Origin of the sequence: Paraburkholderia sp. GAS32, assembly GCF_050434225.1 — a bacterium.
In the GTDB taxonomy this organism is placed as follows: Bacteria; Pseudomonadota; Gammaproteobacteria; order Burkholderiales; family Burkholderiaceae; genus Paraburkholderia; species Paraburkholderia madseniana.
The window spans coordinates 76,218-101,221 of sequence record NZ_JBNPVS010000040.1 but is presented as its reverse complement, the minus strand read 5'-3'; the positions used below and the strand labels follow the sequence as shown (position 1 = coordinate 101,221).

General features: G+C 61.1%; 23 protein-coding genes, 1 tRNA gene and 1 pseudogene. 14 read left to right on the top strand and 11 right to left on the bottom strand.

Translation table 11 applies throughout. The features are described 5' to 3' along the window. Positions 1–107 precede the first annotated feature (107 nt). Both P3T25_RS35815 and P3T25_RS35810 read left to right on the top strand, forming a co-directional pair. A pseudogene (locus P3T25_RS35815) lies at positions 108–392 on the top strand (ATP-dependent nuclease); the annotation flags it as partial. Positions 393–472: 80 nt separating this feature from the next. Further along, positions 473–1,495 carry a Fic family protein gene (locus P3T25_RS35810; RefSeq protein WP_429361795.1) on the top strand — a complete coding sequence of 341 codons (1,023 nt, stop codon included), beginning with the start codon at positions 473–475 and terminating at the stop codon, positions 1,493–1,495. Between the two features lie 347 nt (positions 1,496–1,842). Here P3T25_RS35810 and P3T25_RS35805 read toward each other — a convergent pair whose 3' ends face one another. Then, complete coding sequence (locus tag P3T25_RS35805; protein ID WP_429361793.1) at positions 1,843–2,709, bottom strand: AraC family transcriptional regulator; 867 nt, start codon at positions 2,707–2,709, stop codon at positions 1,843–1,845. A gap of 255 nt (positions 2,710–2,964) precedes the next feature. On the opposite strand from P3T25_RS35805, the gene eat reads away from it, so the two are divergent. The 3 genes from eat to eutC are packed head-to-tail and all read left to right on the top strand — an operon-like array spanning position 2,965 to position 6,588. Beyond that, positions 2,965–4,368: an ethanolamine permease gene (eat, locus tag P3T25_RS35800; RefSeq protein ID WP_171925244.1), complete on the top strand. Its 1,404-nt coding sequence runs from the start codon at positions 2,965–2,967 to the stop codon at positions 4,366–4,368. Positions 4,369–4,411: 43 nt separating this feature from the next. After that, positions 4,412–5,806, top strand: coding sequence for an ethanolamine ammonia-lyase subunit EutB (locus P3T25_RS35795; RefSeq protein WP_429361791.1), 1,395 nt, complete (start codon positions 4,412–4,414; stop codon positions 5,804–5,806). After that, positions 5,803–6,588 carry an ethanolamine ammonia-lyase subunit EutC gene (gene eutC / locus P3T25_RS35790; protein WP_429361789.1) on the top strand — a complete coding sequence of 262 codons (786 nt, stop codon included), beginning with the start codon at positions 5,803–5,805 and terminating at the stop codon, positions 6,586–6,588. The genes P3T25_RS35795 and eutC overlap by 4 nt, the downstream gene beginning before the upstream one ends. A gap of 16 nt (positions 6,589–6,604) precedes the next feature. Here eutC and P3T25_RS35785 read toward each other — a convergent pair whose 3' ends face one another. Then, a complete protein-coding gene (locus P3T25_RS35785) occupies positions 6,605–7,000 on the bottom strand; it encodes a DUF779 domain-containing protein (RefSeq protein ID WP_171925241.1) in 396 nt (131 codons plus the stop codon). Positions 7,001–7,064: 64 nt separating this feature from the next. Further along, entirely contained in the window at positions 7,065–8,585 is a 1,521-nt protein-coding gene (gene adh, locus P3T25_RS35780) for an aldehyde dehydrogenase (protein WP_171925240.1), read from the bottom strand. 324 nt (positions 8,586–8,909) lie between these two features. On the opposite strand from adh, the gene P3T25_RS35775 reads away from it, so the two are divergent. Continuing rightward, complete coding sequence (locus tag P3T25_RS35775) at positions 8,910–9,953, top strand: helix-turn-helix domain-containing protein (protein WP_429361786.1); 1,044 nt, start codon at positions 8,910–8,912, stop codon at positions 9,951–9,953. On the opposite strand, the gene P3T25_RS35770 is transcribed toward P3T25_RS35775, so the two are convergent. Further along, positions 9,950–10,255, bottom strand: coding sequence for a double zinc ribbon domain-containing protein (locus P3T25_RS35770; protein ID WP_429361797.1), 306 nt, complete (start codon positions 10,253–10,255; stop codon positions 9,950–9,952). The two genes, P3T25_RS35775 and P3T25_RS35770, sit on opposite strands and share 4 nt — an antisense overlap. A gap of 65 nt (positions 10,256–10,320) precedes the next feature. Next, positions 10,321–12,765 (bottom strand): heavy metal translocating P-type ATPase, encoded by a 2,445-nt coding sequence (locus P3T25_RS35765; protein ID WP_429361784.1) that lies wholly within the window; start codon positions 12,763–12,765, stop codon positions 10,321–10,323. Between the two features lie 80 nt (positions 12,766–12,845). On the opposite strand from P3T25_RS35765, the gene cadR reads away from it, so the two are divergent. The 5 genes from cadR to P3T25_RS35740 all read left to right on the top strand — a co-directional run bounded on the left by cadR (position 12,846) and on the right by P3T25_RS35740 (position 17,556). Further along, positions 12,846–13,277 (top strand): Cd(II)/Pb(II)-responsive transcriptional regulator, encoded by a 432-nt coding sequence (cadR, locus tag P3T25_RS35760; RefSeq protein ID WP_054037094.1) that lies wholly within the window; start codon positions 12,846–12,848, stop codon positions 13,275–13,277. Between the two features lie 111 nt (positions 13,278–13,388). Next, positions 13,389–13,589, top strand: coding sequence for a hypothetical protein (locus tag P3T25_RS35755; RefSeq protein ID WP_028197690.1), 201 nt, complete (start codon positions 13,389–13,391; stop codon positions 13,587–13,589). A gap of 44 nt (positions 13,590–13,633) precedes the next feature. Continuing rightward, on the top strand, positions 13,634–15,037 hold the full coding sequence (gene dbpA, locus P3T25_RS35750) for an ATP-dependent RNA helicase DbpA (protein ID WP_093634610.1): 1,404 nt from the start codon (positions 13,634–13,636) through the stop codon (positions 15,035–15,037). A gap of 377 nt (positions 15,038–15,414) precedes the next feature. Continuing rightward, entirely contained in the window at positions 15,415–16,569 is a 1,155-nt protein-coding gene (locus P3T25_RS35745; protein WP_429361781.1) for a pyridoxal phosphate-dependent aminotransferase, read from the top strand. Positions 16,570–16,761: 192 nt separating this feature from the next. Further along, positions 16,762–17,556: an ABC transporter substrate-binding protein gene (locus tag P3T25_RS35740; protein WP_429361779.1), complete on the top strand. Its 795-nt coding sequence runs from the start codon at positions 16,762–16,764 to the stop codon at positions 17,554–17,556. On the opposite strand, the gene P3T25_RS35735 is transcribed toward P3T25_RS35740, so the two are convergent. Both P3T25_RS35735 and P3T25_RS35730 read right to left on the bottom strand, forming a co-directional pair. Then, positions 17,543–18,937 (bottom strand): FAD-dependent oxidoreductase, encoded by a 1,395-nt coding sequence (locus P3T25_RS35735; RefSeq protein WP_171925238.1) that lies wholly within the window; start codon positions 18,935–18,937, stop codon positions 17,543–17,545. The two genes, P3T25_RS35740 and P3T25_RS35735, sit on opposite strands and share 14 nt — an antisense overlap. Further along, complete coding sequence (locus tag P3T25_RS35730) at positions 18,934–19,593, bottom strand: PadR family transcriptional regulator (protein WP_171925237.1); 660 nt, start codon at positions 19,591–19,593, stop codon at positions 18,934–18,936. The genes P3T25_RS35735 and P3T25_RS35730 overlap by 4 nt, the downstream gene beginning before the upstream one ends. Positions 19,594–19,805: 212 nt before the next feature. Here P3T25_RS35730 and P3T25_RS35725 point away from each other — a divergent pair, with 212 nt between their 5' ends. Continuing rightward, complete coding sequence (locus P3T25_RS35725; RefSeq protein ID WP_266240721.1) at positions 19,806–20,651, top strand: AraC family transcriptional regulator; 846 nt, start codon at positions 19,806–19,808, stop codon at positions 20,649–20,651. A 21-nt stretch (positions 20,652–20,672) separates the two neighbouring features. Here P3T25_RS35725 and P3T25_RS35720 read toward each other — a convergent pair whose 3' ends face one another. The 3 genes from P3T25_RS35720 to P3T25_RS35710 all read right to left on the bottom strand — a co-directional run bounded on the left by P3T25_RS35720 (position 20,673) and on the right by P3T25_RS35710 (position 22,309). Further along, on the bottom strand, positions 20,673–21,260 hold the full coding sequence (locus P3T25_RS35720; protein WP_429361776.1) for a LysE family translocator: 588 nt from the start codon (positions 21,258–21,260) through the stop codon (positions 20,673–20,675). A gap of 86 nt (positions 21,261–21,346) precedes the next feature. After that, the gene (locus P3T25_RS35715) at positions 21,347–22,093 is read right to left on the bottom strand and encodes a UPF0149 family protein (protein WP_429361774.1); all 747 of its coding nucleotides are present in this window, start codon (positions 22,091–22,093) and stop codon (positions 21,347–21,349) included. Between the two features lie 140 nt (positions 22,094–22,233). Further along, positions 22,234–22,309 (bottom strand) — tRNA-Lys (locus tag P3T25_RS35710). Positions 22,310–22,511: 202 nt separating this feature from the next. On the opposite strand from P3T25_RS35710, the gene P3T25_RS35705 reads away from it, so the two are divergent. Together P3T25_RS35705 and P3T25_RS35700 are read left to right on the top strand one after the other, a co-directional pair. After that, positions 22,512–22,916 carry a PaaI family thioesterase gene (locus P3T25_RS35705; protein ID WP_097390878.1) on the top strand — a complete coding sequence of 135 codons (405 nt, stop codon included), beginning with the start codon at positions 22,512–22,514 and terminating at the stop codon, positions 22,914–22,916. Between the two features lie 44 nt (positions 22,917–22,960). After that, positions 22,961–23,836 (top strand): patatin-like phospholipase family protein, encoded by an 876-nt coding sequence (locus P3T25_RS35700; protein ID WP_429361771.1) that lies wholly within the window; start codon positions 22,961–22,963, stop codon positions 23,834–23,836. A gap of 151 nt (positions 23,837–23,987) precedes the next feature. Here P3T25_RS35700 and P3T25_RS35695 read toward each other — a convergent pair whose 3' ends face one another. After that, positions 23,988–25,001, bottom strand: coding sequence for a D-2-hydroxyacid dehydrogenase family protein (locus tag P3T25_RS35695; protein WP_171925232.1), 1,014 nt, complete (start codon positions 24,999–25,001; stop codon positions 23,988–23,990). Between the last annotated feature and the right edge of the window lie 3 nt (positions 25,002–25,004).

The window sequence follows — 25,004 nt, the reverse complement described above, 5'->3', positions numbered from 1 at the left end:
GCGCTCGACGTTAGCGAATGATCCACCGATAGACTGCTCTTTTCGGGTACCAAGTCGGTGTCGGGAAATCTGTCGTCGCCGAAAGACATAAGAAGGTCGAACCCACAATGAAGATCCTATCCGTTCGCATAAAAAACTTCCGCACGTTGAAAGACGTGACGATCCCCTTCGATTCCGTTACGACATTCATCGGGCCGAACGGTGCTGGCAAGTCAACTGTGCTTCGTGCGCTCGACTGGTACTTTAACGGCAAACCAGGTTCGCTGACGGAGAAGGACTGCTCCTTCGGGGCGACTGACGAAGACATCGAGGTCCAGGTCACATTCGCTGACCTCACCGACAAGGATCGGAACGAGCTTGGCAAGTACGCTCCGGCAGGGATCACGACCTTCCCGTTGCAACAGCTAGCACGACTGCCGACCCAAGCTCGGTAGTGTCGGCATACAGCAATAGGTTGGCGAAACCGTGGCACGTGTCCCGAGCTCAAGGGCTACTGTTCGGGCGTCTTGCCGATGTGGGCCTGACGTTGCGCAGCGAGGCCAGTCTTGTCGCGCTTACCGAAGACGTCGTCAAAACCAGCGAGATAGAGGGCGAACAACTCAATGTTGCATCGGTGCGCTCGTCGATAGCACGCAAGCTCGGCGTCGATATTGGCGCGCTCGCGCCGGTCGACCGCCACGTTGAAGGCGTCGTAGAGATGGTGCTCGACGCCACCCTGAATTGCTCGGCCGAGGTGTCGAAAGAGCGCCTGTTTGGATGGAACGCTGCGCTTTTTCCGACCGGGTTCAGCGGTATGTCCCGGATCAGCGTTGCCAACTGGCGCGACGATTCCAAAGGGCCGATGCAAGTTGTTTCCGGCCCGATTGGGCGTCAGAAAGTCCACTTCGAGGCGCCGCCCGCAGCACGGCTGGAAATGGAGGTGGACCGGTTTCTAGCCTGGCTGAATACCGATACAGCCGACCAACCGGTGCTCAAGGCGGGGCTCGCTCACCTCTGGTTCGTTACGCTGCATCCTTTCGACGATGGCAACGGCCGCATTGCACGGGCCATCGGTGATCTGCTTCTGGCGCGCGCTGACGGCAGCCCAGAGCGCTTCTACAGTTTGTCGGCACAGATCCAGCGTGAGCGGAAAGACTACTACGACATTCTCGAGCACACGCAAAAGGGTGCACTCGATATCACCGAGTGGCTGGCATGGTTCCTCGATGCATTGCATCGCGCAATCGATCACGCCGAACTCACGCTGAACGTTGTGCTGTCTAAGGCGCGCTTCTGGCAGTGCTGGGCGAGCACGCCGTTCAACGAGCGACAAGTCAAACTGCTGAGTCGTCTGCTTGACGGTTTTGACGGCAAGTTGACCAGCAGCAAGTGGGCAGCGATTGCAAAGTGTTCACCTGATACCGCATTGCGCGATATCGGCGAACTGGTCGCATTCGGGGTCTTGAAAAAATCAGCAGCAGGGGGCCGCAGCACGTCGTACGAATTAGCGGATTGAGCGCTACGCTAACAGCCCCACTTATCCACAGCCCCCTCTGGACAACTTTTGTACAAGCCACCTGACACGTTGTGGGCGAAACTTTGATAAACCAACGACCTCGCCAAGTCAGTCAAAAGTTTTCCCTGGCTCCTTCGTCCTGTTCGCCCGCGCTCCGCAGGGTTATCGATTCCGCAGTCCCTTGATCCGTAAACGAAGATTCAAGTTATCCACAGCAAGGTGGGGTGCTTGTTAACTATTACTACGTATACATATACAAAGACTATAAAAACCAAAGAGGCATCCCCAAACCCCGCTGCGTAAACATGCACAACGCAAGCACAACAACCAAACCAGAACCAAACCCCTCAAACCAACGGCAAACAAATCTCCGTCAACAACTCAGCAGGCGCAGTCTCCTTCGGGCTATTCAAATACTCCTCAAACACCGGCGCATCCGCAGCCTCACGCCCCGACTGCACAAGCCACGTCCCATACAACCACTCATAAGCCGCCCGCATATCGCTATACGGCCCCTTGTGCCGCAACACCGCGTACTCCCCACCCTTCACATGCGCCACTGAAACCGGCGGACTCACCGTCACCGAAGCCTGCACGGGATGCGGCAACAACACCCCAGCCTTCGACCGCAACGCATTCTCCGCAACAACACCAGGATCGTCGTAGTAAATCCCGATCATGCGCATCTGCCGTGCCAGCAAATTATGTTTCGCCAACCAGCCGAACAGCCCATCGAACGCCTTCCCGATCTGCATATACGGCCCAACGTGATCCACTGACAAAACCTCCATCGGCTCCACGTTACGAATCACCACTTCACGCATCGTCATTTGAGCGTCTCCTGAAAGTGCCGGACGAAACCGGCTATGCGTACCCTGCTTGCGATACTGCGCCGGCGGAATGCCAAAAACCGCGCGGAAGGTGCGAGTGAAAGACTGCAAACTGCTATAGCCCGAGCGCTCGGCAATCTCAGCGATCGGCATCGAACCATTCGCCAGATATCCCGCGGCGCGATGCAACCGCAAACGCCGCACAGTCGTTGCCACCGTCTCGCCATACATCGCCTGAAAGATGCGATGCCAGTGATATGGCGACATGCAGGCGATTTGCGCGAGACGATCGATATCCGGCGGTTCGTCGAGATGATCGTAAATATGGTCCAGCACGCGGCCCAGCCGCGTTTCGTAGCGCGCCCGATTGTCCGATTGGTTCATGACTAAGTGGCCAACAAAGAGAAGATTGCCGAAGGGATGCAAACCAAAGTACCACGTCCCCATTTACCAAATCCTGCGAACTTCGCCAAAGCACCCGTGAACGGAATTAAGCGCCCACTGACACAATCGCGCCCGAACTTTGCCGAATTTCGATAACACCTCGAATAATGGCTAACTACCATCGGCTGAAGCCTGTCCGCCCATGCACCGCAACGCCTTGCGGCGTCGAGCAAGCGAAAACATCAGGAGCACCCGATGAAATCAGAGTCCAAAAGTCAGCACGTCGGTAAAGTCACGCATCACGAGTTGAAGCAGACGCTCGGCACGTGGCAACTGTGGGGGATCGCGGTCGGTCTGGTCATTTCCGGCGAGTATTTCGGCTGGAGCTACGGCTGGGCAAGCGCCGGCACGCTCGGCTTCGTCATCACGGCGGTTTTTATTGCCGCGATGTACACCACCTTCATTTTCAGTTTCACCGAGCTCACCACGTCGATTCCGCATGCGGGCGGCCCGTTCGCCTACGCGCGCCACGCTTTCGGCCCGACCGGCGGTTATCTGGCGGGCGCGGCAACGTTAGTCGAATTCGTGTTCGCACCGCCGGCGATCGCACTCGCGATCGGCGCCTATCTGCACGTGCAGTTTCCGGGTCTCGAACCGAAACATGCGGCAATGGGCGCGTATCTCGTCTTCATGGCACTGAATATCGTCGGTGTGCAGATCGCCGCAGCCTTCGAGCTGTGTGTGACACTGCTCGCGATCTTCGAATTGCTGGTGTTCATGGGCGTCGTGTCGCCGGGGTTCCAGTGGTCGAATTTCACGAAGGGTGGTTGGTCCGGTGCAGACACCTTCAGCATGGGCTCGTTCCACGGCATGTTCGCGGCGATTCCCTTCGCGATCTGGTTTTTCCTCGCGATTGAAGGTGTGGCGATGGCTGCTGAAGAAGCCAAGAATCCCAAGCGTTCGATTCCGATTGCTTACGTCGCCGGCATTCTGACCTTGGTCGTGCTCGCCATCGGCGTGATGGTGTTCGCTGGCGCCGCCGGTGACTGGACCAAGCTGTCGAACATCAACGATCCGCTGCCGCAGGCCATGAAATTCATCGTCGGTGAACATAGCGGCTGGATGCATATGCTGGTGTGGCTCGGTCTGTTCGGGCTCGTCGCGTCGTTTCACGGCATCATCCTTGGCTACTCGCGGCAGATTTTCGCGCTGGCTCGCGCCGGTTATCTGCCGGAGTGGCTCTCCAAGGTGCATCCGCGCTTCAAGACGCCGCATCGCGCGATCATCGCGGGTGGTGTGGTCGGCATCGCCGCGATCTATAGCGACGAGCTGATCCAGTTCGGCGGCCAGACGCTGACGGCGAACATCGTGACGATGTCCGTATTTGGCGCTATCGTGATGTATATCATCAGCATGTTGTCGCTGTTCAAGCTGCGTCGCTCGGAGCCGAACATGGAACGCCCGTTCCGCGCGCCGCTATTTCCGTTCTTTCCGGCGTTCGCGTTGGTGGCGGCGGTGATTTGTCTGGCTACGATGGTCTACTTCAATTTCCTGGTGGCCATCGTGTTCGCGATCTTCCTCGCGCTCGGCTACGTCTACTTCCTGTTGACACGCCATCAACGCGAAGCAGCGCCGTCGGACGCTTTGCTCGAAGAGTGACGGATCGAGCCGCTGCGCAAGCAGCGGCGATGGAGTCGTAAAGATGAGTCACACCGAGACAATCGGCAGCCGCACGTATCGCTTTGCCGACCTGAAAACCTTGATGGCGAAAGCCAGTCCGCTGCGTTCCGGCGACCAGCTCGCGGGCGTCGCGGCGGCGAGCGAAGAAGAGCGTGTCGCGGCCAAGATGGCGCTCGCGCAGGTGCCGCTGCGCACGTTTCTCAACGAAGCGTTGATCCCGTACGAAAGCGACGAGGTCACGCGTCTGGTGATCGACGATCACTCGCCGCAGGCGTTCGCTGAGATCTCGCATCTGACGGTCGGCGATTTCCGCAACTGGCTGTTGAGCAGCACGACCGATGCGGACGCGCTCACGCGTATCACCGCCGGCCTCACGTCGGAGATGGTTGCGGCCGTTTCGAAGCTGATGCGCAATCAGGATCTGATCGCGGCGGCGCGCAAGCGTCCGGTGATTACGCGCTTTCGCAATACGATCGGCTTGCCCGGTCACATGTCGGTGCGTCTGCAACCGAATCATCCGACCGACGATGTCAAAGGTATCGCCGCATCGATGCTCGATGGCCTGATGTACGGCTGCGGCGACGCGATGATCGGCATCAATCCGGCCAGCGACAATCTTGCCGCGATCACCAAGCTGTTGCTGATGATCGACGACTTCCGCCAACGCTATCAGGTACCCACGCAATCGTGCGTGCTGACCCACGTCACTAACACCATCGCTGCGATCGAAAAAGGCGCGCCGGTCGATCTCGTGTTTCAGTCGATTGCCGGGACTGAGAAAGCGAACGCGGGTTTCGGTATTTCGCTTGCGCTGTTGCAGGAAGCGTATGAAGCGGGGTTGTCGCTGAATCGCGGCACTGTCGGCAATAACCTGATGTATTTCGAAACCGGGCAGGGCAGCGCTTTGTCGGCCGATGCCCATTTCGGTGTCGATCAGCAGACATGCGAAGTGCGCGCCTATGCAGTCGCGCGCAAGTTCAATCCGTTTCTGGTGAACACGGTGGTTGGCTTCATCGGACCGGAGTATCTGTACGACGGCAAGCAGATCACGCGCGCGGGCCTTGAAGACCACTTCTGCGGCAAGCTGCTCGGCGTGCCGATGGGTTGCGACATCTGCTACACGAATCACGCCGAAGCCGATCAGGACGATATGGATAACCTGCTCACGCTACTCGGCGTGGCGGGTATCAATTTCATCATGGGCATTCCGGGTGCGGACGACGTGATGCTCAACTATCAAAGCACGTCCTTCCACGATGCCCTTTACGTGCGCGACGTACTTGGTCTGCGCCGCGCACCGGAATTCGAAGAATGGCTGGAGTCCATGCAGATCACTGACTCTCGCGGCGCTTTGCTGAGTGCATCGTCACAGCAACCTCTGCTGGCAGGCGCGAATGACTGGATGGGCATCGCATGAGCGACTTCCTCGAAAAGAATCCATGGAACGCATTGCGGCAGTTCACCAACGCACGCATCGCGTTGGGCCGCGCGGGCAACAGTTTGCCGACTGCACCGTTGCTGGCGTTCAACCTGTCGCATGCGCAGGCGCGCGACGCGGTGCATCATCCGCTCGATACGGACGTGCTGCACGAACAGTTGCGCGCGCAAAGTTTCAGCACACTGGATGTGCATAGTGCCGCGCCCGATCGCGCGCATTATTTGCGGCGTCCGGATCTCGGCAGGCGCTTGAGCGATGAGAGCCGCGCAGCGCTTGGACAACTCAAGGTGGATTCACCCGAAGTGGTCTTCGTCATCGCAGATGGTCTCTCCGCATTCGCTGCATCGAAGCAATCGATTCCGCTGCTGCAAGCCGTTTGCACGAAACTCACGGATTGGAAGATCGGCCCGGTAGTAGTCGCACGTCAGGCCCGCGTCGCGCTCGGTGACGAAATCGGAGAACTGCTCGATGCCAAACTGGTTGTGATGCTGATCGGCGAACGACCAGGTTTGAGTTCGCCCGATAGTCTCGGCATCTATTTGACTTACGCGCCGAAAGTGGGCTGCAGCGATGCGCAACGCAACTGCATTTCCAACGTGCGTCCCGAAGGTCTTAACTACGAATCAGCCGCGCACAAGTTGCACTACCTACTGACGCACGCAAAGCGCTTGGGTCTAACGGGCGTTGGTTTGAAAGATGATAGCGACACGCTGCTAGCGAGTACGCCGACAACACCGGCAGTCGGCGACGACTCAAACTAGACACGACATAGAGACGCTAAGCATCCGCCCGTTCCACCGGATGCGTCTCCAACCACGCGTTCTCTTCATCCTCGAAGAGCCGCGAGCGTGTCAAAAACCGTAACCCGCTCGGCCGCTCCAAAGAAAACATCCCGCCATTCCCCGGCACCACATCGATGATCAGTTGCGTGTGCTGCCAGTATTCGAACTGCGATTCGCTCATATAAAACGGCACGCCGGCAATCGTGCCGAGTTTCACATCGGACGAGCCGACCATGAACTCACTCTGAGGGAACATCATCGGCGCGCTGCCGTCGCAGCAACCACCGGATTGGTGAAACAACACGGCCCCGTGTTCGGCGCATAGCTTGTCGATCAAATCGACCGCAGCAGGCGTCGCGATCACACGGGCTACTTCCTTCTCATCAGCCATCACATGCCCTCGTTGAAAAAGAGCGAGCCGCGTAATGCGGCTCGCTCGTACAGGGTCGTTACACTCAGAAGAAACCGAGCGGCTTATCGCTATAGCTGACGAGCAGGTTCTTGGTCTGCTGATAGTGATCGAGCATCATCTTGTGATTTTCACGGCCGATGCCCGATTGCTTGTAGCCACCGAACGCAGCATGAGCCGGATACGCGTGATAGCAGTTGGTCCACACGCGGCCCGCCTGGATTTGGCGGCCGAAGCGATAGGCGCGCGTACCGTCGCGTGTCCATACACCGGCGCCCAGACCGTAGAGCGTATCGTTGGCGATTTCGAGCGCTTCGTCTTCGTTCTTGAAGGTCGTCACGGAAACGACCGGCCCGAAGATTTCTTCCTGGAAGATGCGCATCTTGTTGTGGCCGCGGAACACGGTCGGCTTCACATAGTAGCCCTTGCTCAGTTCGCCGCCGAGCGTATTGCGCTCACCGCCGATGAGACATTCCGCACCTTCCTGCTTGCCGAGATCGACATACGAGAGGATTTTTTCAAGCTGCTCCTGCGAGGCTTGTGCGCCGATCATCGTCTTCGTGTCGAGCGGATGGCCTTGCGTGATCGCCGCCACACGCTTCAACGCGCGCTCCATGAAGCGGTCGTAAATCTTTTCGTCGATCAGCACACGCGACGGACACGTGCACACTTCGCCCTGATTCAGCGCGAACATCGTGAAGCCTTCGAGCGCCTTGTCGAAGTAGCTGTCGTCCTCGTTCATCACGTCGGCGAAGAAAATGTTCGGACTCTTGCCGCCGAGTTCGAGCGTCACCGGAATGATGTTCTGGCTTGCGTACTGCATGATCAGGCGGCCGGTCGTCGTCTCGCCCGTGAAGGCGATCTTCGCGATGCGCTTGCTCGACGCGAGCGGCTTGCCGGCTTCGAGGCCGAACCCGTTCACCACGTTCAGCACGCCCGGCGGCAGCAGATCGTGGATCAGTTCGAGCAGCACGAGAATCGATGCAGGCGTTTGCTCGGCCGGCTTCAGCACGACGCAATTGCCGGCGGCCAACGCAGGCGCGAGCTTCCACACGGCCATCAGGATCGGGAAGTTCCACGGAATGATCTGGCCGACCACGCCGAGCGGCTCATGGAAGTGATACGCGACGGTGTCGTCGTCGATCTGGGAGAGCGAGCCTTCCTGCGCGCGCACGGCGCCGGCGAAATAGCGGAAATGATCGATGGCTAGCGGGATATCCGCAGCCATGGTTTCGCGTAGCGGCTTGCCGTTGTCGATCGTTTCAGCCACGGCAATGCGCTGCAGATTCGCTTCCATCCGGTCGGCGATACGGTTCAGGATGTTCGCGCGATCGGTGGTCGACGTCTTGCCCCATGCTGCCTTCGCACGATGCGCGGCGTCGAGGGCGAGTTCGATATCGGCTTCGCGTGAACGCGGGATCGACGTGAACGGCTCACCGGTGATCGGCGACACGTTGTCGAAGTACTCACCGCCTACCGGCTTCACCCATTCGCCACCGATAAAATTCCCATACTGCTTTTTGTACGGAAATTCGGTAGTCAGAAACTGCATCTCTGCGTGATTCATCTTTGTGCTCCTCACATGTTTGAATGGGCTATATTCGGCGCGATATTTCGCTGGCCGCGACAGACTAGAGCCAGAATTGTGCCAATGCACCGCGCTGGTGAGCTGTGCACGCGCAGCAGGCACGCCAGCAGGCATGGGGCGCAGAGCTGTTCACCTTGTCAATCGATGAACGTCTCGTTTCTGATCAGTGTGCGCAGCCCTGTTCATGAATTGAACAGGGCGTGAGCATGTGCTGTCGCGATCAAAGCAAGGTAAGCGGAGAATCCGTTCGGCATGAGAATTGCCTTCCAGATCTCCTCAATACTTCGATTTCGTAGATCCGGTATGACGATTGAACCCCGAAGCGACAGCCTGACAGCACCGACGCACGCGCAGCAGCCGAGCTTTTGCGTGCAGACCTGTGTCGCCTACGACGCCGACGAGCAGGCGCGCAACCTCCACGGCTGGAGCCAGACCTACGACCAACTGACCGCGGGCCGCTTCGTCGGCGGTTTGACGGAGTTGTGCCTCGACCACATGCAGGTGTTCGTCGAAACCACCAGCCACACGCTGCGACAGACCTGCGAGGTGCAGGAGGACGCTTATTGGTTCGGCATTCCGACTTGCCCGGAGGGTTCCGGTCGTATCGACACACAGGTGATCGCGGGCGATGCGCTCGCATTTCGTCCGGGCGGGATCGAATTCGAATTACTGACTTCGGCGGGCTACGAGATTTTCGGTGTGGTGGTGAAGGGTGAAGTGCTGCGCCGCTATGCGGCCGAAGTGGAGCGGGTCGGTCTGGCCGACCATCTGCCGAACACGGAAGTCGTGTCGATCGGTACGGCTCGCAAGGAGCGCTTGTGCGGATCGCTGCGCCAGCTTCTCGACGACGGGGCGGCGAACGGCGCGCCGCTGTCCTCGTTCGCACGCAACAATTTGCAGGCGTCGGTGCTGGCGTCGTTGTTCGACGTCGGTGCGTTACCGGCCAATGGGCAGATTGAAATGCCCACGCGTGGGCGGCGTCAGTCGATCGTGTCGGAAGCGCGCGAGTATGTTCTGGCCAATCGCGAGCGCGCGATCAACGTGCCGGAGTTGTGCGAGCGCTTGCATGTGAGCCGACGCACGCTGCAATACTGCTTTCAGGACGTGCTGGGTATGGCGCCCGCCACGTATCTGCGCACGATCCGTCTGAATGGCGCGCGGCGCGATCTTTGCAACGCGTCGCGTGAATCGCGTTCAGTTCAGGATGTCGCCGCGGCGTGGGGTTTCTGGCATTTGAGCCAGTTTGCGACCGACTACCGGAAGCTGTTCGGCATGCGGCCTTCCGATACGTTAAAGGCCGCCCTTGGCGCTCATCAGGTAACGGGTCGCCGTTCGTTCGCTCATTAGCGCTGCGCCGCCGCGCCGCATTGCTGGCAAAAACGTGCGCCGGCTGGCAGCAAGGCTTGGCACCCTTTGCATGCGGCCGGCGCCAGTGACGCGCCGCATTGCTGACAGAAGCGGGCGCTTGTGGCGTTGACGGCTTGGCAACCTGGACAGGTTATGCCGGTCGTCAAGGTCGATGCGGGCGGCGGCCTGCCGCCACTACCATCGTCCCGCGAGCCGTAGCCGTCTCCGCGCCCCCAGTCGCCATGTCCGCCACTCCGATGTCCACCGCCGTGGTGACCGCCGCCGCGATGCCCGCCCAACATCTTTTCCCAGAATCCCATGTCAACCTCCCATTTCCAGCAATTGAATCGGGCCTGCTGCCGCACACTTAACTGCGCAACAGCCGCAAGCCATTCGCCACCACTAGCAGGCTTGCGCCCACATCGGCGAATACGGCCATCCACATCGTGCCCAGACCCATCATCGTCAGCACGAGGAAGACGCTCTTGATGCCCAGCGCCAGCGTGATGTTCTGCACCAGCACCGAATGCGTCGCCTTCGACAGGCGGATGAACTGCGGAATTTTGCGCAGATCGTCGTCCATCAGGGCGACGTCGGCGGTTTCGATCGCGGTGTCGGTGCCCATCGCGCCCATCGCAAAGCCGATGTCGGCGCGCGCCAGGGCGGGGGCGTCGTTGATGCCGTCACCGACCATGCCCACCGTCGCGCCTTCCTGCGACCACTGCGTCACTGCGTTCAGCTTGTCTTCGGGCAACTGATTGCCGCGTGCTTCGTCGATACCGACTTGCTGCGCGATCGCGGCGGCCGTGTGCGGGTTGTCGCCGGTGAGCATGGCGGCCCGCACGCCAAGGCGCTGCAACTCGGCGATGGCGGCGCGGCTCGTGTCCTTCACCGTATCGGCGACGGCGAACAGTGCGAGCACGCGTTCGGCATCCACCAGCATCACGACGGTTTTGCCTTGTCCCTCGAGCGTATCCAGCCGCGCTTCGAGCGATGCCGAGCAGCGTCCGAGTTCTTCGACCAGCCGATGATTGCCGAGCCAATACGGCAAGCCGTCGATGTCGCCGCGCACGCCGCGACCCGCCAGTGCCTCGAACGCATCGACCGTGGTGCTGGCGCTAACGATGCCGTCGTTTTTCGCCGCCGCCGCGATCGCCATCGACACCGGATGATCCGAGCGGCCCGCAAGGCTCGCCGCGAGCGTCCTGCAACGAACGACGTCGACGTCGGCCAGCATCTCGAACTCGGTTTGCACCGGCTTGCCGTGCGTGATCGTGCCGGTTTTGTCGAGCGCGAGCCGGCTCAGCTTGCGGCCCTGTTCGAGGTAGGCGCCGCCTTTGATCAGGATGCCTTTGCGGGCGGCAGCAGCGAGGCCGCTGACGATCGTCACCGGCGTCGAGATCACCAGCGCGCATGGACAGGCGATCACCAGCATCACGAGCGCCTTGTAGACCCATTCGTGCCACTGTCCGCCGAACAGCAGCGGAGGCAGCACCGCCACGGTGAGTGCGGCGGCGAACACGATCGGCGTGTAGACGCGCGCGAACTGATCGACGAAACGCTGCGTCGGCGCTTTGGTGCCTTGTGCTTCCTCGACCGCGTGGATGATGCGCGCGAGCGTCGTGTGGCTGGCCCCGGCTGTGACGCGATAGTCGAACGAGCCGGCTTGGTTGATCGTGCCGGCGAAGACCGCGTCGCCCATGGTCTTGTCGACGGGCAGGCTTTCGCCGGTGATCGGCGCCTGATCGACGCTCGAGCGGCCCGCGACGATTTCGCCATCGAGCGCGATCCGCTCACCTGGCTTCACGCGTACCACGGCGCCGAGCGCGATCACCTTGAGGTCCATGAGGCGCCAGCCGCCGTCCGCTTGCTGCACGCTCGCCTGTTCGGGCGTGAGCTGCATCAAGCCTTGGATAGCATTGCGGGCGCGGTCGAGCGACTTCGCTTCGATCAGTTCGGCAATCGTGAAGAGCACCATCACCATCGCCGCTTCCGGCCACTGCTGCAGGATCAGCGCGCCGGTTACGGCAATGCTCATCAGCGCGTTGATGTTGAGGTTGCCGTTGCGGATCGCGAGCCAGCCCTTCTTGTACGTCGTGAGGCCGCAGGAGGCGATCGCGAGGAGCGCCAGACCCGCTGCCAGCCAGACGGGGGCGCCAAGCCAACTGGCGGCCTCTGAGCCCACCGCAGCAATGCCTGCGAGCGCCAGCGGCCACCACGGCTTCGACGGCGCGGGAGAGGCGGCTGCGGTCGCGTCCGGGTTCGCGTCTGCCAGTTCAGGCGTGAAGTCGAGCGAGCGGATCGCGGCGAGGATCGTTTCGAGGGCGTCCGGCGCGTGGACGACGGTTAGCACGCGCTGCATCAAGTTGAAGTCCATGCTGCGCACGGACGGCATGCGGCTGAATTTCTTGCGGATCAGCGCTTCTTCGGTCGGACAGTCCATCTGCATGATGCGAATTGCGGTGCGCAGGTCGCTGCCGACGGCTTCCGATTGCGGGAGCTTGACCGGCGCGGCTGCAGCGTGCGCCGTTCCGCAGCAGGCTGCCTCGGCGTGGCTGTGGGCGTGACCGTGCCCGTCAGCGTGTTCGTGCGCGTGGTCAGTGCCATGCGCTTGATGGTCATGACCGCAGCTTTCACCGTGCTCGTGGGCATCTTCACGAGCACCCGCTTCGTGGCCGTGACCGCAGCTTTCGCTATGACCGTGACCCTCCGCGTTTTCATCCGGATGGCCATGGACATGCCCTTCATGCCCATGGGCACAGGCTTTGGCCCGTTCCGGACGGTCGGCTTCGGCAAGGTTGGCGTGAGGCATGGGTGGCTTCCTGGTTCGATTTGTGGTCTAGTAAACACCTTGAAGCCACTACAAGGTCAAGGCCGTATTCCGGAGGGACCATGAAAATTGGCGAACTGGCGAAAATCGCCCATTGCACGACCGAAACCATCCGTTTCTACGAAAAAGAGGGCCTGTTGCCCGAAGCGGAGCGCACCGAAGCCAATTACCGCAGCTATTCGGCCCGACACGTCGAGCGGCTGCGCTTCATCCGCAACTGCCGCGCGCTCGACATGACCCACGACGAAATCCGTGCGTTGCTGCGTCTAACAGACGCACCGGCAGATGGCTGCGGCGGCATCAATACCCTGATCGACGAGCACATTGCGCACGTCGACACGCGTATCGACGAATTGAAGCAACTGAAAGCGCAACTGACCACGTTGCGCGAGCAATGCCACGGCGAGCAGGCCGTTGAAGACTGCGGCATCGTCCAGGGCCTCACCGAAATGGACGTGAGCGCAACGCGCGCGCGGCATACGCATCTGGGTTGAAGCGCTCTGCCCATGCTGCCGGCGCCGCCGGCCATGGCAGTGACAGCATTCCCGGCTGGGCCATTTATCCGGCCCACCCAATAAACAATCGAATCCAGTTGGAGAATCAACGTGTTTACCTGTAGAAACCAGCCCTGCGGCGAGCAGTGGGAAATGTCGGACGTCGTCATCAAGAATGAAGGGCAGGGACTCCTGTTCCGTTGCCCGATGTGCGGCGCGCGTAATTACGTCGAACGTTTCGACGGGGAAGATGGCTCGGTGCTGTACGAGCAGATCGAAGGCCGTCCCGCCACCGGCCCCATGGCCGAATAGTCCCTGGCCCTCAGCCTCTTCCGTCGATAGCGAGCCCTCACCCTATGAACACTCCCACTCAAGCCGGCGCGCCGTTTAGCCAGCTACCGCTACCGCCCGCCACGCTCGCCAATCTGACGCAGCTCGGCTATGTCGAGATGACGCCGATTCAGGCCGCGAGCCTGCCGATCGCGCTGGCCGGCAACGATCTGATCGCCCAGGCGAAAACCGGCAGCGGCAAGACCGCAGCGTTTTCGCTGGCGCTGCTCAACCGCCTCGACGTGCGCAACTTCGCCGTGCAGGCGATGGTGCTGTGCCCGACGCGCGAACTCGCCGACCAGGTCACGCAGGAAATCCGCCGTCTTGCGCGCGCCGAAGAAAACATCAAGGTGCTGACGCTGTGCGGCGGCACGCCGATGCGTCCGCAAACGGCCAGCCTCGAACACGGTGCGCACATCGTCGTCGGTACGCCGGGCCGGATCATGGATCACCTCGAGCGCGGCAGCCTGCCGTTGCAGTCGCTCAACACGCTGGTGCTCGACGAAGCCGACCGCATGCTCGACATGGGTTTCTTCGACGATATCGCGACCGTCGTGAAGCAATGCCCGAAAGAGCGGCAAACGCTGCTGTTTTCCGCGACGTACCCCGAAGGCATCGTCAAACTCAGCCAGCAATTCCTGCGTAATCCGAAGGAAGTGAAGCTCGCCGAGCGGCACGACAACACCAAGATTCGTCAGCGCTTCTATGAAGTGACCGAAGACCAGCGTCTGCATGCCGTCGGTCTGCTGCTGAACCACTATCGTCCGGTGAGCACGCTGGCGTTCTGCAATACCAAGCAGCAGTGCCGTGATCTGCTCGACGTGCTGCGCGCGCAAGGTTTTCATGCGCTCGCGCTGCACGGCGAACTCGATCAGCGTGAACGCGATCAGGTGCTGATCCAGTTCGCAAACCGCAGTTGCTCGGTGCTGGTTGCCACCGACGTTGCCTCGCGCGGTCTCGACATCGCAGAGCTAGAAGCGGTGATCAACGTCGACGTGACGCCGGACCCGGAAGTGCACGTGCACCGCATCGGCCGCACGGGTCGTGCCGATCAGGAAGGCTGGGCGCTGAGTCTCGCCAGCATGAACGAGATGGGCCGTGTGGGCAGTCTCGAACAGGCGCAAAAGCGTGAGGTCGAGTGGCACAAGCTGGCCGATCTCAAGCCGGCGAGCAACGAGCGGCTGCTGCCGCCGATGGAAACGCTGCAGATTCTCGGCGGCCGCAAGGAAAAGATCCGTCCGGGCGATGTGCTCGGCGCGCTGACCGGTGAAGCAGGTTTCGCTGGTTCGCAGATCGGCAAGATTAATGTGACCGAAATGTCGACTTATGTGGCCGTGGAGCGCAGCGTCGCGCGCGAGGCACTGCGCAAGCTCAGCGGGGGCAAGGTGAAGGGCAAGAAGGTCAAAGTCCGCATGATGGACGACGCCTGATCGTCGATTAGTTTGCTTTAGACGGCTGCGACCGCCCGGTCGCAGCCGGGTTGTTCTGCAGCACTACTGCGCGCCGTCGTAGCAAATAGCAACAAATCGCAACTTCGCATCACCGCCCCGCATCACATTACGTCATACCTCTGCGGTTTTCGGCGCTCCCCGCGCGGCCGCATTTCCCCCGCTAACCCCCCGATTTCATTGCCTTAGCCTGCCCCAGCACGGCATTGCGCGAGCCATGACGTAAACGCATGCCGCGCATGACAAAGTTTCGATTGTGACCGTTCTTTGGCTGATGCCTAATCATCGAACCGGATGGGACCGCCGCGCTGTGGGCAGTCCGCGAATCCGCTGCCGGATGGAGAAAGGGAGAAAGCCTTATGCAGAGCGCCATGCAAGCCCGCTCGAAACTGCCTGATGTAGGCACGACGATTTTTACCGTGATCGGCCAACTGGCCGCGCAACACGATGCGCTGAACCTGTCGCAAGGTGCGCCGAATTTCGCGCCCGACGCGAAGCTGATCGACGGTGTCGCGCAAGCCATGCGCGCCGGTCATAACCAGTACGCGCCAATGGCCGGCATCGGCGCCCTGCGCGAAGCACTCGCCGACAAGGTCGAGACGCTGTACGGCGTGCGTTACGACCCGTCGAGCGAAGCCACGGTGATCGCCAGCGCCAGCGAAGGCCTGTATTCGACGATCAGCGCCTTGGTGCATCCGGGCGATGAAGTGATTTACTTCGAGCCGTCATTCGATAGTTACGGCCCGATCGTTCGCCTGCAAGGCGCAACGCCGATCGCGATCAAACTGTCGCTCACCGATTTCCGCGTGGACTGGGACGAGGTCGCCGCCGCGATCACGCCGAAGACGCGCATGATCATCATCAACACGCCGCACAACCCGACCGCGACCGTGTTTAGCGAGGCGGACATTGCGCGTCTGAAGGCCGTGACGCGTAACACCGACATCGTGATTCTTGCCGACGAAGTCTACGAACACGTGGTGTTCGACGGCGCTAAACATCAAAGCATGGCCTGCGATTCTGAACTCGCTGAACGTAGCGTGATCGTGTCGTCGTTCGGCAAGTCGTATCACGTGACCGGTTGGCGCGTCGGCTATTGCCTTGCCCCCGCCGCGCTCATGGACGAGATCCGCAAAGTCCATCAGTTCATGGTGTTTTCTGCCGATACACCGATGCAGTACGCGTTTGTCGATGCGCTGGCCAATCGCGAGAGCTATCTAGGCCTGTCCGCGTTCTATCAGAAGAAGCGCGATCTGCTCGCCCATGCGCTGCGCGAGTCGCGCTTCGAGTTGCTGCCGAGCGAAGGCAGCTTCTTCATGCTCGCGCGTTTCCGCGGTTTCTCCGAGGAAAGCGATAGCGACTTCGTGCTGCGCCTGATTCGCGATGCACGTGTCGCGACGATTCCGCTGTCGGCGTTTTATACCGACGGCACGGATTCCGGCTTGATCCGCCTGAGCTTCTCGAAGGACGACGCGACCTTGATCGAAGGCGCACGACGTTTGTGTGAAATCTGATTCACCGCTTGTGCGAGGCTGTCACGGCGAGCGCATGAAGACCTGATCGGATCGCAGAAGAACGCAATGAGATCAACGGCCGCATGAACCGGCAGCATTTTTGACAGCAGTATGATCGTCGCGCGGTCACGTCGTACGCATCAGCGCGCACCATGCTGCGTTACAACAATATCGAAGGAAAAGGGACCCGTTATGAAATTGCTCAAGCCTCTATTGGCGCTGGCCTGCGCATTCGCGTCGATTGCTGCATCGTCAGCCGCGATCGCCGCCGATACCTCGACGCTGCGTTTCGGACTCGAGGCGCAGTATCCGCCGTTCGAATCGAAAGGGCCGAACGGTGAGTTGCAAGGTCTGGACATCGACGTCGGCAATGCCGTGTGCGTCGCTGCGCACATGACATGCAAATGGGTCGAAACCTCGTTCGACGGCTTGATTCCCGCGCTGCAAGGCCGCAAGTTCGACGCGATCAACTCAGCGATGAACGCCACCGAGCAACGCCGTCAGGCGATCGATTTCACGACGGTCGTGTATCGCGTGCCGACACAACTGATCGCGAAGCGCGACAGCGGTTTGCTGCCGACGCCGGAATCGTTGAAGGGCAAACGTGTCGGCGTGTTGCAGGCGTCGATTCAGGAAACCTTCGCGAAGGCGCATTGGGAACCGGCGGGTGTCACCGTCGTGCCGTATCAGGATCAGAACCAGGTCTATACGGATCTGCTGGCGGGCCGACTCGATGCGACGGTCGTTCTCGCGCCGGCCGGCCAGACGGGATTTCTGTCGAAGCCAACCGGCAAGGACTACGCGTTCGTCGGGCAGCCGGTGCGCGATGACAAGATTCTCGGCAGCGGCATCGCCTACGGGATTCGCAAGGGCGACACCGCGTTACGTGATCAGTTGAACGCAGCGATCGCGAAGGTTCAGGCCGATGGCACCGTGAAGACGCTGGCGGCGAAGTATCTCGGCAATATCGACATCACGCCGAAGTAACTTGTTGGCCGTATTGTTGACCGTGCGCGGCGGGTGCCGCGTGACGATCGGCGCCGCGAAATTCGTTTTCGGCGTCGATCATGCGGCGCTTGAGCATTGGCACGTTGTTCACTACGCGCAAGCTCGTGCGCATGGCGCTCAACGCCATTCTTCCGACCACCGGCCGATGCAGCGCGCCGCGCGCGTCGAACTGCTTGCGCGATTCCGCGACCGCATGAAAACCGTAGCGGCGCATCTCCTCCTCGTAACCCGCGACGGCGTCGTAGCCCGACAGCTTGCCCTGTTGTGCGTCGGCTAGACGCGCAGCGAGTAGTGCGGCATCGCGCAACGCGGTGTTCGCACCGACGCCGCGTCCCGGCGTCATCAGATGCACAGCGTCACCCAGGACCGTGACGTTGGTGGTCGGCCATGCATCGACAGGAACCGACGTGCGCACGTCGACGCTGAAGGTGGTGGAAGGATCCGATGCGCGAATCAGGGCGCGCAGATTAGGATGCCAGCCATCGGTGATCTGCGTCGCGAGCGCGAGTAACGCGGCCGGTCCGAGCGATTTGGGATCGGCCGGCAAGTTGTGCAGTGCGCCCCAGACACCCCACATCAGATAGTCGCGCGTGTTGTCGTAGAGCAATCCGGGCCAGCCCGAGAGCAACTCGGCGTCGTTGCTGCCGATGCCTTCCTTCATTCCGCCGCCGTCCGCGCGCCACGGAAATTCCATCACATGGATGATGCCGCCATAGCCCTTCGGCGCGTTGATCAGCGTAATGCCGTCGAGCACCTTGGGCGGCAGCAGCGCGCGTGATGTTTCGTCCATCGGCACCTTCGCGCCGATGCTGACGATGCCGGTGTTTTCAAGCTTCGCGTGCGGCAGGAGTTGGCGGCGCACCTTCGAACGCGCGCCGTCCGCACCGATCAGCAGATCGGCGCTCACGTGCGTGCCGTCCGCGAAATGCGCGGTGACGCTGCCGTCGTCGTTCTGCTCGTACGACGTGAATGTCTTGTCGAAGTGCACTTGCGCTTCGAGACCTGTCAGCAGGACTTGCCTGAGCGTCATCCGGCTGACCGATTTGCCGCCGCTCATCGATTCGTCTTCAAGCGGCACGGTGAGCAATTCGGTCATGCGCTCGGTCAGGATGTTGAAGCGGCCGGGTGTACGCGCGCAGGTCGCGAGAAAGGTCGCATAGAGCTCGGGCGGAAGACACGCTGCCAGCGACGCGAGCCCGTGCGGATTGATGCCGACGCGATAGCCCTGCAAACCGTCCGCACGTGTGCGGTCGCGTTCGTAGACATTTACGTTGATGCCGGCGCGCTTCAACCCGTGCGCCAGACAGAGGCCGCCCGTACCGGCACCGATCACGATCACCTCCATGGGCTCACGACTCATGACTTCGCCTCCTTCTTTGCGGCAGGTTGGGCAAGCCGGTACTTGTATTCGCCGGCTGGCAGCGTGAAACGTTGAGCGATTTCTTCGATCCATTCCTGGCTCCAGGTCAGCGTGCCAGCTTTCAGATCGGTCACCACGCTGCGAACCCACTCCAGCTCGACAACGAGTTGCGCGCGCACCAGTTCGCCTTCGAGCAGGAACAGCCGCGGCACTTCCATCTGGGTGGCTTGTGCGGTGGCTTCATCGAGCCGGGCCAATTCCCGCTCGAGCGCGCCGATGCGGGTATCGAGCTGACGGCACACGTCTTCGGGCGAGAGCAGCGGCAGGAGCGAGAGCGCGGCCGGAAAGGCCGGGAAATCGCGGGTGCGCTGCGCAAGCTGTTCGCGCAGCCACAGGCGGCCGGTGTCGCGGCCGGCTTCGGTGATTTCATAGACCGTGCGTTCGGGGAACGCGCCGTCGCGCTCCGTCTCGCGGATGGCGATCAGGTCGCCGCGCACCAGGCGGTCGATGGTTTGATACAGGCTATTGCGCTGACCGACGTTGATGACCTCGTCTTTGCCGCGTGCCTTGATAAGTTGCTGCATCCGGTACGGATGCATCGGGGTTTCAGTCAGCATGGCGAGGACAGCGAGGGCGAGCGGAGAGTGGCGGACCATAGTTAAAGTGGCTGCAGGCTAGTCTTTGTTGATCTAGTCATAATATAACTATGTGTTTTGAGATTGGCAAGCGTGAAATGTCGGGGGTTCCTGCGGGTGCGATGCTTTCGACGCTGGTCCGTGGCGGTTTGGACCGTTACGATGTGGTTCGCGCCGACGTGCACAGGCGACGAAGTTGCGATGGAATAAAGCGCCTGACCGAGGAGCACACGATGAGCGGGACGAATGACCGGGATGATTCAGCGGTGATGGCTGCGGCGCCGAAATTCTGGCGCGATGACGCGTTGCCGTTCATCGAGGCGCGTTCCATCGAAGACGGCCGTGAGGTCTGCTATGCCAAACACTCGCACGAGACGTTCTCGATCGGCGCCGTCACCGGCGGGCGTAGCGTGTACGTGAATCGTCACGCGAGTGAATGGATCGGCGCCGGTGCGGTCGTGATGATGAATCCGGACGACGTGCACGCGTGCAACCCGGTTGCCGACGAGCGCTGGTCGTATCGGATGCTGCATGTTGACGTTGATTGGCTCACAGGTCTGCAACACGACCTGGGTTTCAGCGACAACCACGCGTTTAGCGCTTTCTCGCAGACCATGACGACCGACCCGGCGTTGTTCGGCGGTTTGAACCGTCTCTACGCGATTCTCGTCGACGACGACAGCGCGCTCATGCGCAAGGAAAGCGCTGCGCTCACGTTCTTCTCGGAAGTCCAGCAGAAGTTGAATCCGGCGCCCTTGCCGGATCACGATGCGAGCGGGCAACTCGCGCGAGCCGCGGAATTCATCGCCGAAAATTGCACCCGTGCGCTGAAGCTGGAGGATGTCTGCGAGGCGGCTGAGCTTTCCGCTTCGCATTTGATCCGCGCATTCAAACAGCGTTACGGCATGACGCCGCACGCGTATCTGATCAACCGACGCATTCAGTACAGCCGCGCGCAACTCCGGCGCGGCTGTGCGATAGCGGACGTCGCGCTCGATGCGGGCTTTGCCGATCAGGCGCATTTGCAGCGGACTTTCAAGCGGCTGGTCGCCGCAACGCCGGGGCAGTATCGCAGTTGAATTGCGGACGCGTGTTTCGCGTCACACTATCAGCAGATACAACGCGCTAGCCGCGAGCAAAACCGCCATCACACGATTGAAAAACCTCACGCGCTTCGGCTCCTGCAAGTATCGACGCAGGAACGTGCCGGCATACGCCCAACTGGCAATCGACAGATAGCAAAGCACGAAGTACACGACGGTGAATTGCCAGACGAGCCGGCCATCGCCATCGGCCGCGTAGGCGCCCATGCCGGCTAGCGACGCGAGCCACGCCTTCGGATTGAGCCATTGCATCGCCGCGCCGTAGGCGAAGGATGGTCCGCGGGTGGGCTTGTCCGCGCCGAGCTTGCCGTTATCGACGGCGAGTTTGTAGGCCATGTAAAGCAGGAACCCGACGCCGGCCCATTTGACGATGTCGATCAGATTGGGGAAATGCGCGAGCAGCTCGTGCAGCCCCAGACCGATGAGCAACAACAGCAGCGTGAACCCGACAGTCGCACCGGTCACGTGCCGCATGCTCGCGGCGAACCCATGCTGTGCGCCGGCGCTCAGCGCGACGACATTGACCGGCCCAGGAGAAATCGACGAGGCCAGCGCAAAGGCGGCCATGGAGAGTAAGACGGTCATCTGATGCCTCGATACGTGACTGCGCAGGATTTGCGACGCTCAACGGTATCGGGCAGCGGGGTGGGGTGTATTGAAGGAAATTGCTCTCAGTGCAGCGTAGCCGCAGCGCCGCAGCATTTCTTGAATTTCTTGCCGCTGCCGCAAGGACACGGGTCGTTGCGGCCCACCTTGGGTTCGGTGCGCTGCATCGTGGCGGCGAGCTTTCGCTCGTGCACAGCCTGGCGGTGCGGAAGCCAGAAACGATAGATCGCGGCGACGCTGGCGGGAATCTGTTTGGTGAGGGCTTCACACTGTTCTGGCGTGTCGATCAACTGCTGCTCTTCCGGTGTTAGCTCCTCTGAGCCCATCAGGTGTAGCGGATTCAACCATTCCCGACCCTGCTCGCTATCGAACAGCGCTTGCCAGTCCGCCCGAACCATGGACAGGCCCTGCATGAAGCCGAAAGCCCACGCTTCGCCGTCGATGTATTCGCGTTCACTGTCGTCAACGCGGCTGAAGCCGAACACCGGTTCGAACTCATCGGGGTCATCTTCCAGGCTGATGATGATGCCGTTCATGTTCCGCAAGATCAGCCCAAGAATGCGTTGCGCCTGATCCATTGTTTCGAATGCGGGAGCGTCATTCTCGCTCGGCCCCCAGACACCCGGCAGCCAGTAACTGGGCGGTACGGTAGTCGGTCCGATGGCCATCGCAGTCAGATACCCGTCGAGCCCCTCGATCGTCAGCGTCTCTTCCGACGTTACGTCGGAAACCAGAAACTCATCGAGTTCGTCGAACTCTTCTTCGGAGAGCGGCGTAGCCAGATCGGCAGGGTTGAGTTTTGATTTGGACATAGCGAGGCTCCGGCGCTTCGAATCTTGGGTCACGATGGCAGGTCGGGCAATGCGGAGTCGGCTTGCTCGCACGGCACCCGTACCGCAGACCGCAAAGCAAAAAGCCCAGTCGCAAGGACCGGGCTTTTTGTTGAATGCTTTGGTGGGGCGTGAGTGACTCGAACACTCGACCTACGGATTAAGAGTCCGCTGCTCTACCAACTGAGCTAACGCCCCCAACAGAAGCGAAATTATGCCGAAACTTTCCGAGATTGCCAAGCCCCTTTAGCAGATTTCTTAAAAAATCTGGAAGGGCGGCGACCCGGCACCTGCGCTGCCGGCCGTTACGCACCGGGAAGGCGCGCGGCTCACCGTCCCGGTATCATGTCGCGGACACCAGCCGCTCGAAGCCTCGCGCGGCTTTCGACCGGGGACCACCATGGATGACAAAGAGATTATCGAGCTGCTCGACCGCATCCTCGCGCCCTGGGTCCGCGCGCTCACGCTGACCCCGGTCAAGGTCGACGAAGAAAGTGCGACGTTGCGCCTGCCGTTTTCCGGCGGACTGCGCCATTCCGGCGGCGTGATCTGCGGCCAGGTCTTCATGGCGGCGGCCGACACGGCAATGATCGTCGCGATTTCGGCCGCGCTCGGCGGCTTCAAGCCGATGAGCACCGTCTCGCTCAACATCAGTTTCATGCGCGCGGTCCGCAACGGCGACGTGCTGATCACCGCGCGCGTGCTGCGCATGGGCCGCAATCTCGTGTTCGGCGAAGTCGAGTTATTCGACGAAGCCGGCAACATGGCCGTCCACGCTACCACCACCTACGCGCTGCTCGACTGACACCTGAAACGGGCCAGCAAGCTGTATTAGAGGAAAAAGCCAAGATGTTCGATCAGGTCGTATTCGCTGGCGGCGGCAATCGCTGCTGGTGGCAGGCGGGATTCTGGGACGTGGTGCAGCCGGAGCTGGATATCCGTCCGCGCGTCATCGCTGGCATTTCGGCCGGCGCCGCCACCGCGTGCATGCTCTACACGCGCGATTCCGACTGGGTCATGCGCTATTACGAAGACGCGCTGCGCCACAACACCCGCAATGCCTACTGGGGCAATCTGCTGCGTGGCGAATCGGTGTTTCCGCATTACCGGATCTACCGGCAGGCGTTGCTCGATATCTACCGCGACAAATTTTCCACGCTCGCCGACGCGCCTGAAATCCGCATCGGCGTGTCGCACCTGCCGCGCTGGCTTGGCGCGCGCAGTGCAGTTGCCGCAGGCCTGATCGCGTACAACATCGAAAAGTACGTGCGCAAAACGCTGCATCCGACATTGGGTCAGACGCTCGGCTTTCATCCGGAATTCGTGCGAGCGCAGGATTGCGCGAGCGTCGAGGATCTTGCCGATCTGATCCTGCAATCGTCGAGTACGCCGCCGTTCACGCCGGTTTTACGGCGCAATGGCCGGCCGGTGCTCGACGGCGGGATGGTCGACAACGTGCCGGTCGGCGCGCTCGACGCCGATGCGCCCGGCAACGTGCTGGTGATGGTCACGCGCCTTTATCCACGGCCGCAGATGTTCGTCGTGCCACACGGCGTGCAGCAACGGCTCTACGTGCAACCGTCGCGCAAGGTGCCGATTTCGAGTTGGGACTACACGAGCCCTTCGCAGATGGTGCACGCGTACAACCTCGGTCGCACCGACGGCGAGGCCTTTCTGAAACGCATGCCCGATCTGCTGGAAGCTGCCGCGCACGAAGTGCGCTGAGGTGAGCAACGGCGTCGCCAATCCTCAATGCGTTGCGTGGCTCGCGGCCTCGTGCCAGAGGAATTGGCGCGCAGATCGAAGCCTGACGCAATCGCGAGCGGTTAGCGCGGGTGCTTCATCGAAAATTGCAGCCGGAGTCTAGCGCAGACGCTTAACGCCGGCGCCCGCCCTGCAACGCTTCCGGATTCGCCACGCTGGCCGTGTCGCCGGCGTCGAAAGCCAGAATGTTCTGGAATGCCGCGGTGAAATACAACTCATAGCTCTCGCGCTCCACGTAGCCGATGTGCGGCGTGCAGATCACGTTCTCCATGCGCAGCAAGCTGTAGCCCTGCAGAATCGGCTCGCTTTCGTAGACGTCGATCGCGACCATCCCCGGACGATTGTGCGACAACGCACCGACGAGTGCGTTGTCGTCGAGCAGTTCGGCCCGGCTCGTGTTCACGAGCAACGCGGTCGGCTTCATCCGCATCAGGTCTTCCTGCTTGACGATACCGCGCGTGTCGTCATGCAGTCGCAGGTGCAACGACAGCACATCGCTTTGCTCGAACAACGCCTCGCGGCTCTCGGCCACGCCATAGCCGTCCGCGCGCGCCGCTTCGCGCGAATGCTCGCGACCCCAGATCAGCACGTTCATGCCGAACGCCTTGCCGTATCCGGCAACCAGCCGGCCGACCTTGCCGTAACCCCAAATCCCCAGCGTCTGACCGCGTAACACCTGGCCCAAACCGAAGTTCGGCGGCAGCACCGATGTCTTCAAGCCGGACTGCTGCCAGGCCCCTTGCTTAAGGTTTGCTACGTATTGCGGAATCCGCCGTTGAGCGGCCATGATGAGGGCCCACGTCAGTTCGGCCGGCGCGATCGGTGAGCCGCTGCCTTCCAGCACGGCAATGCCGCGCTCGGTACAGGCTGCCAGATCGATATGGCTGGAGACTTTGCCGGTTTGGCTGATCATGCGCAAACGCGGCAACTTGTCGAGTAGTTGCGAGCTGATGCGGGTGCGTTCGCGGATCAAGACGAGTGCGTCGACTTCGGAAAGACGGCTCGCCAGTTGGCCGAGACCGCGGACTGTGTTGTTGAAAACCTTGACCTCATGGTCGGCCAGCAGTTGAAAGCAGTCGAGCTTGCGGACGGCGTCCTGGTAATCGTCGAGGATGGCAATCTTCATGGT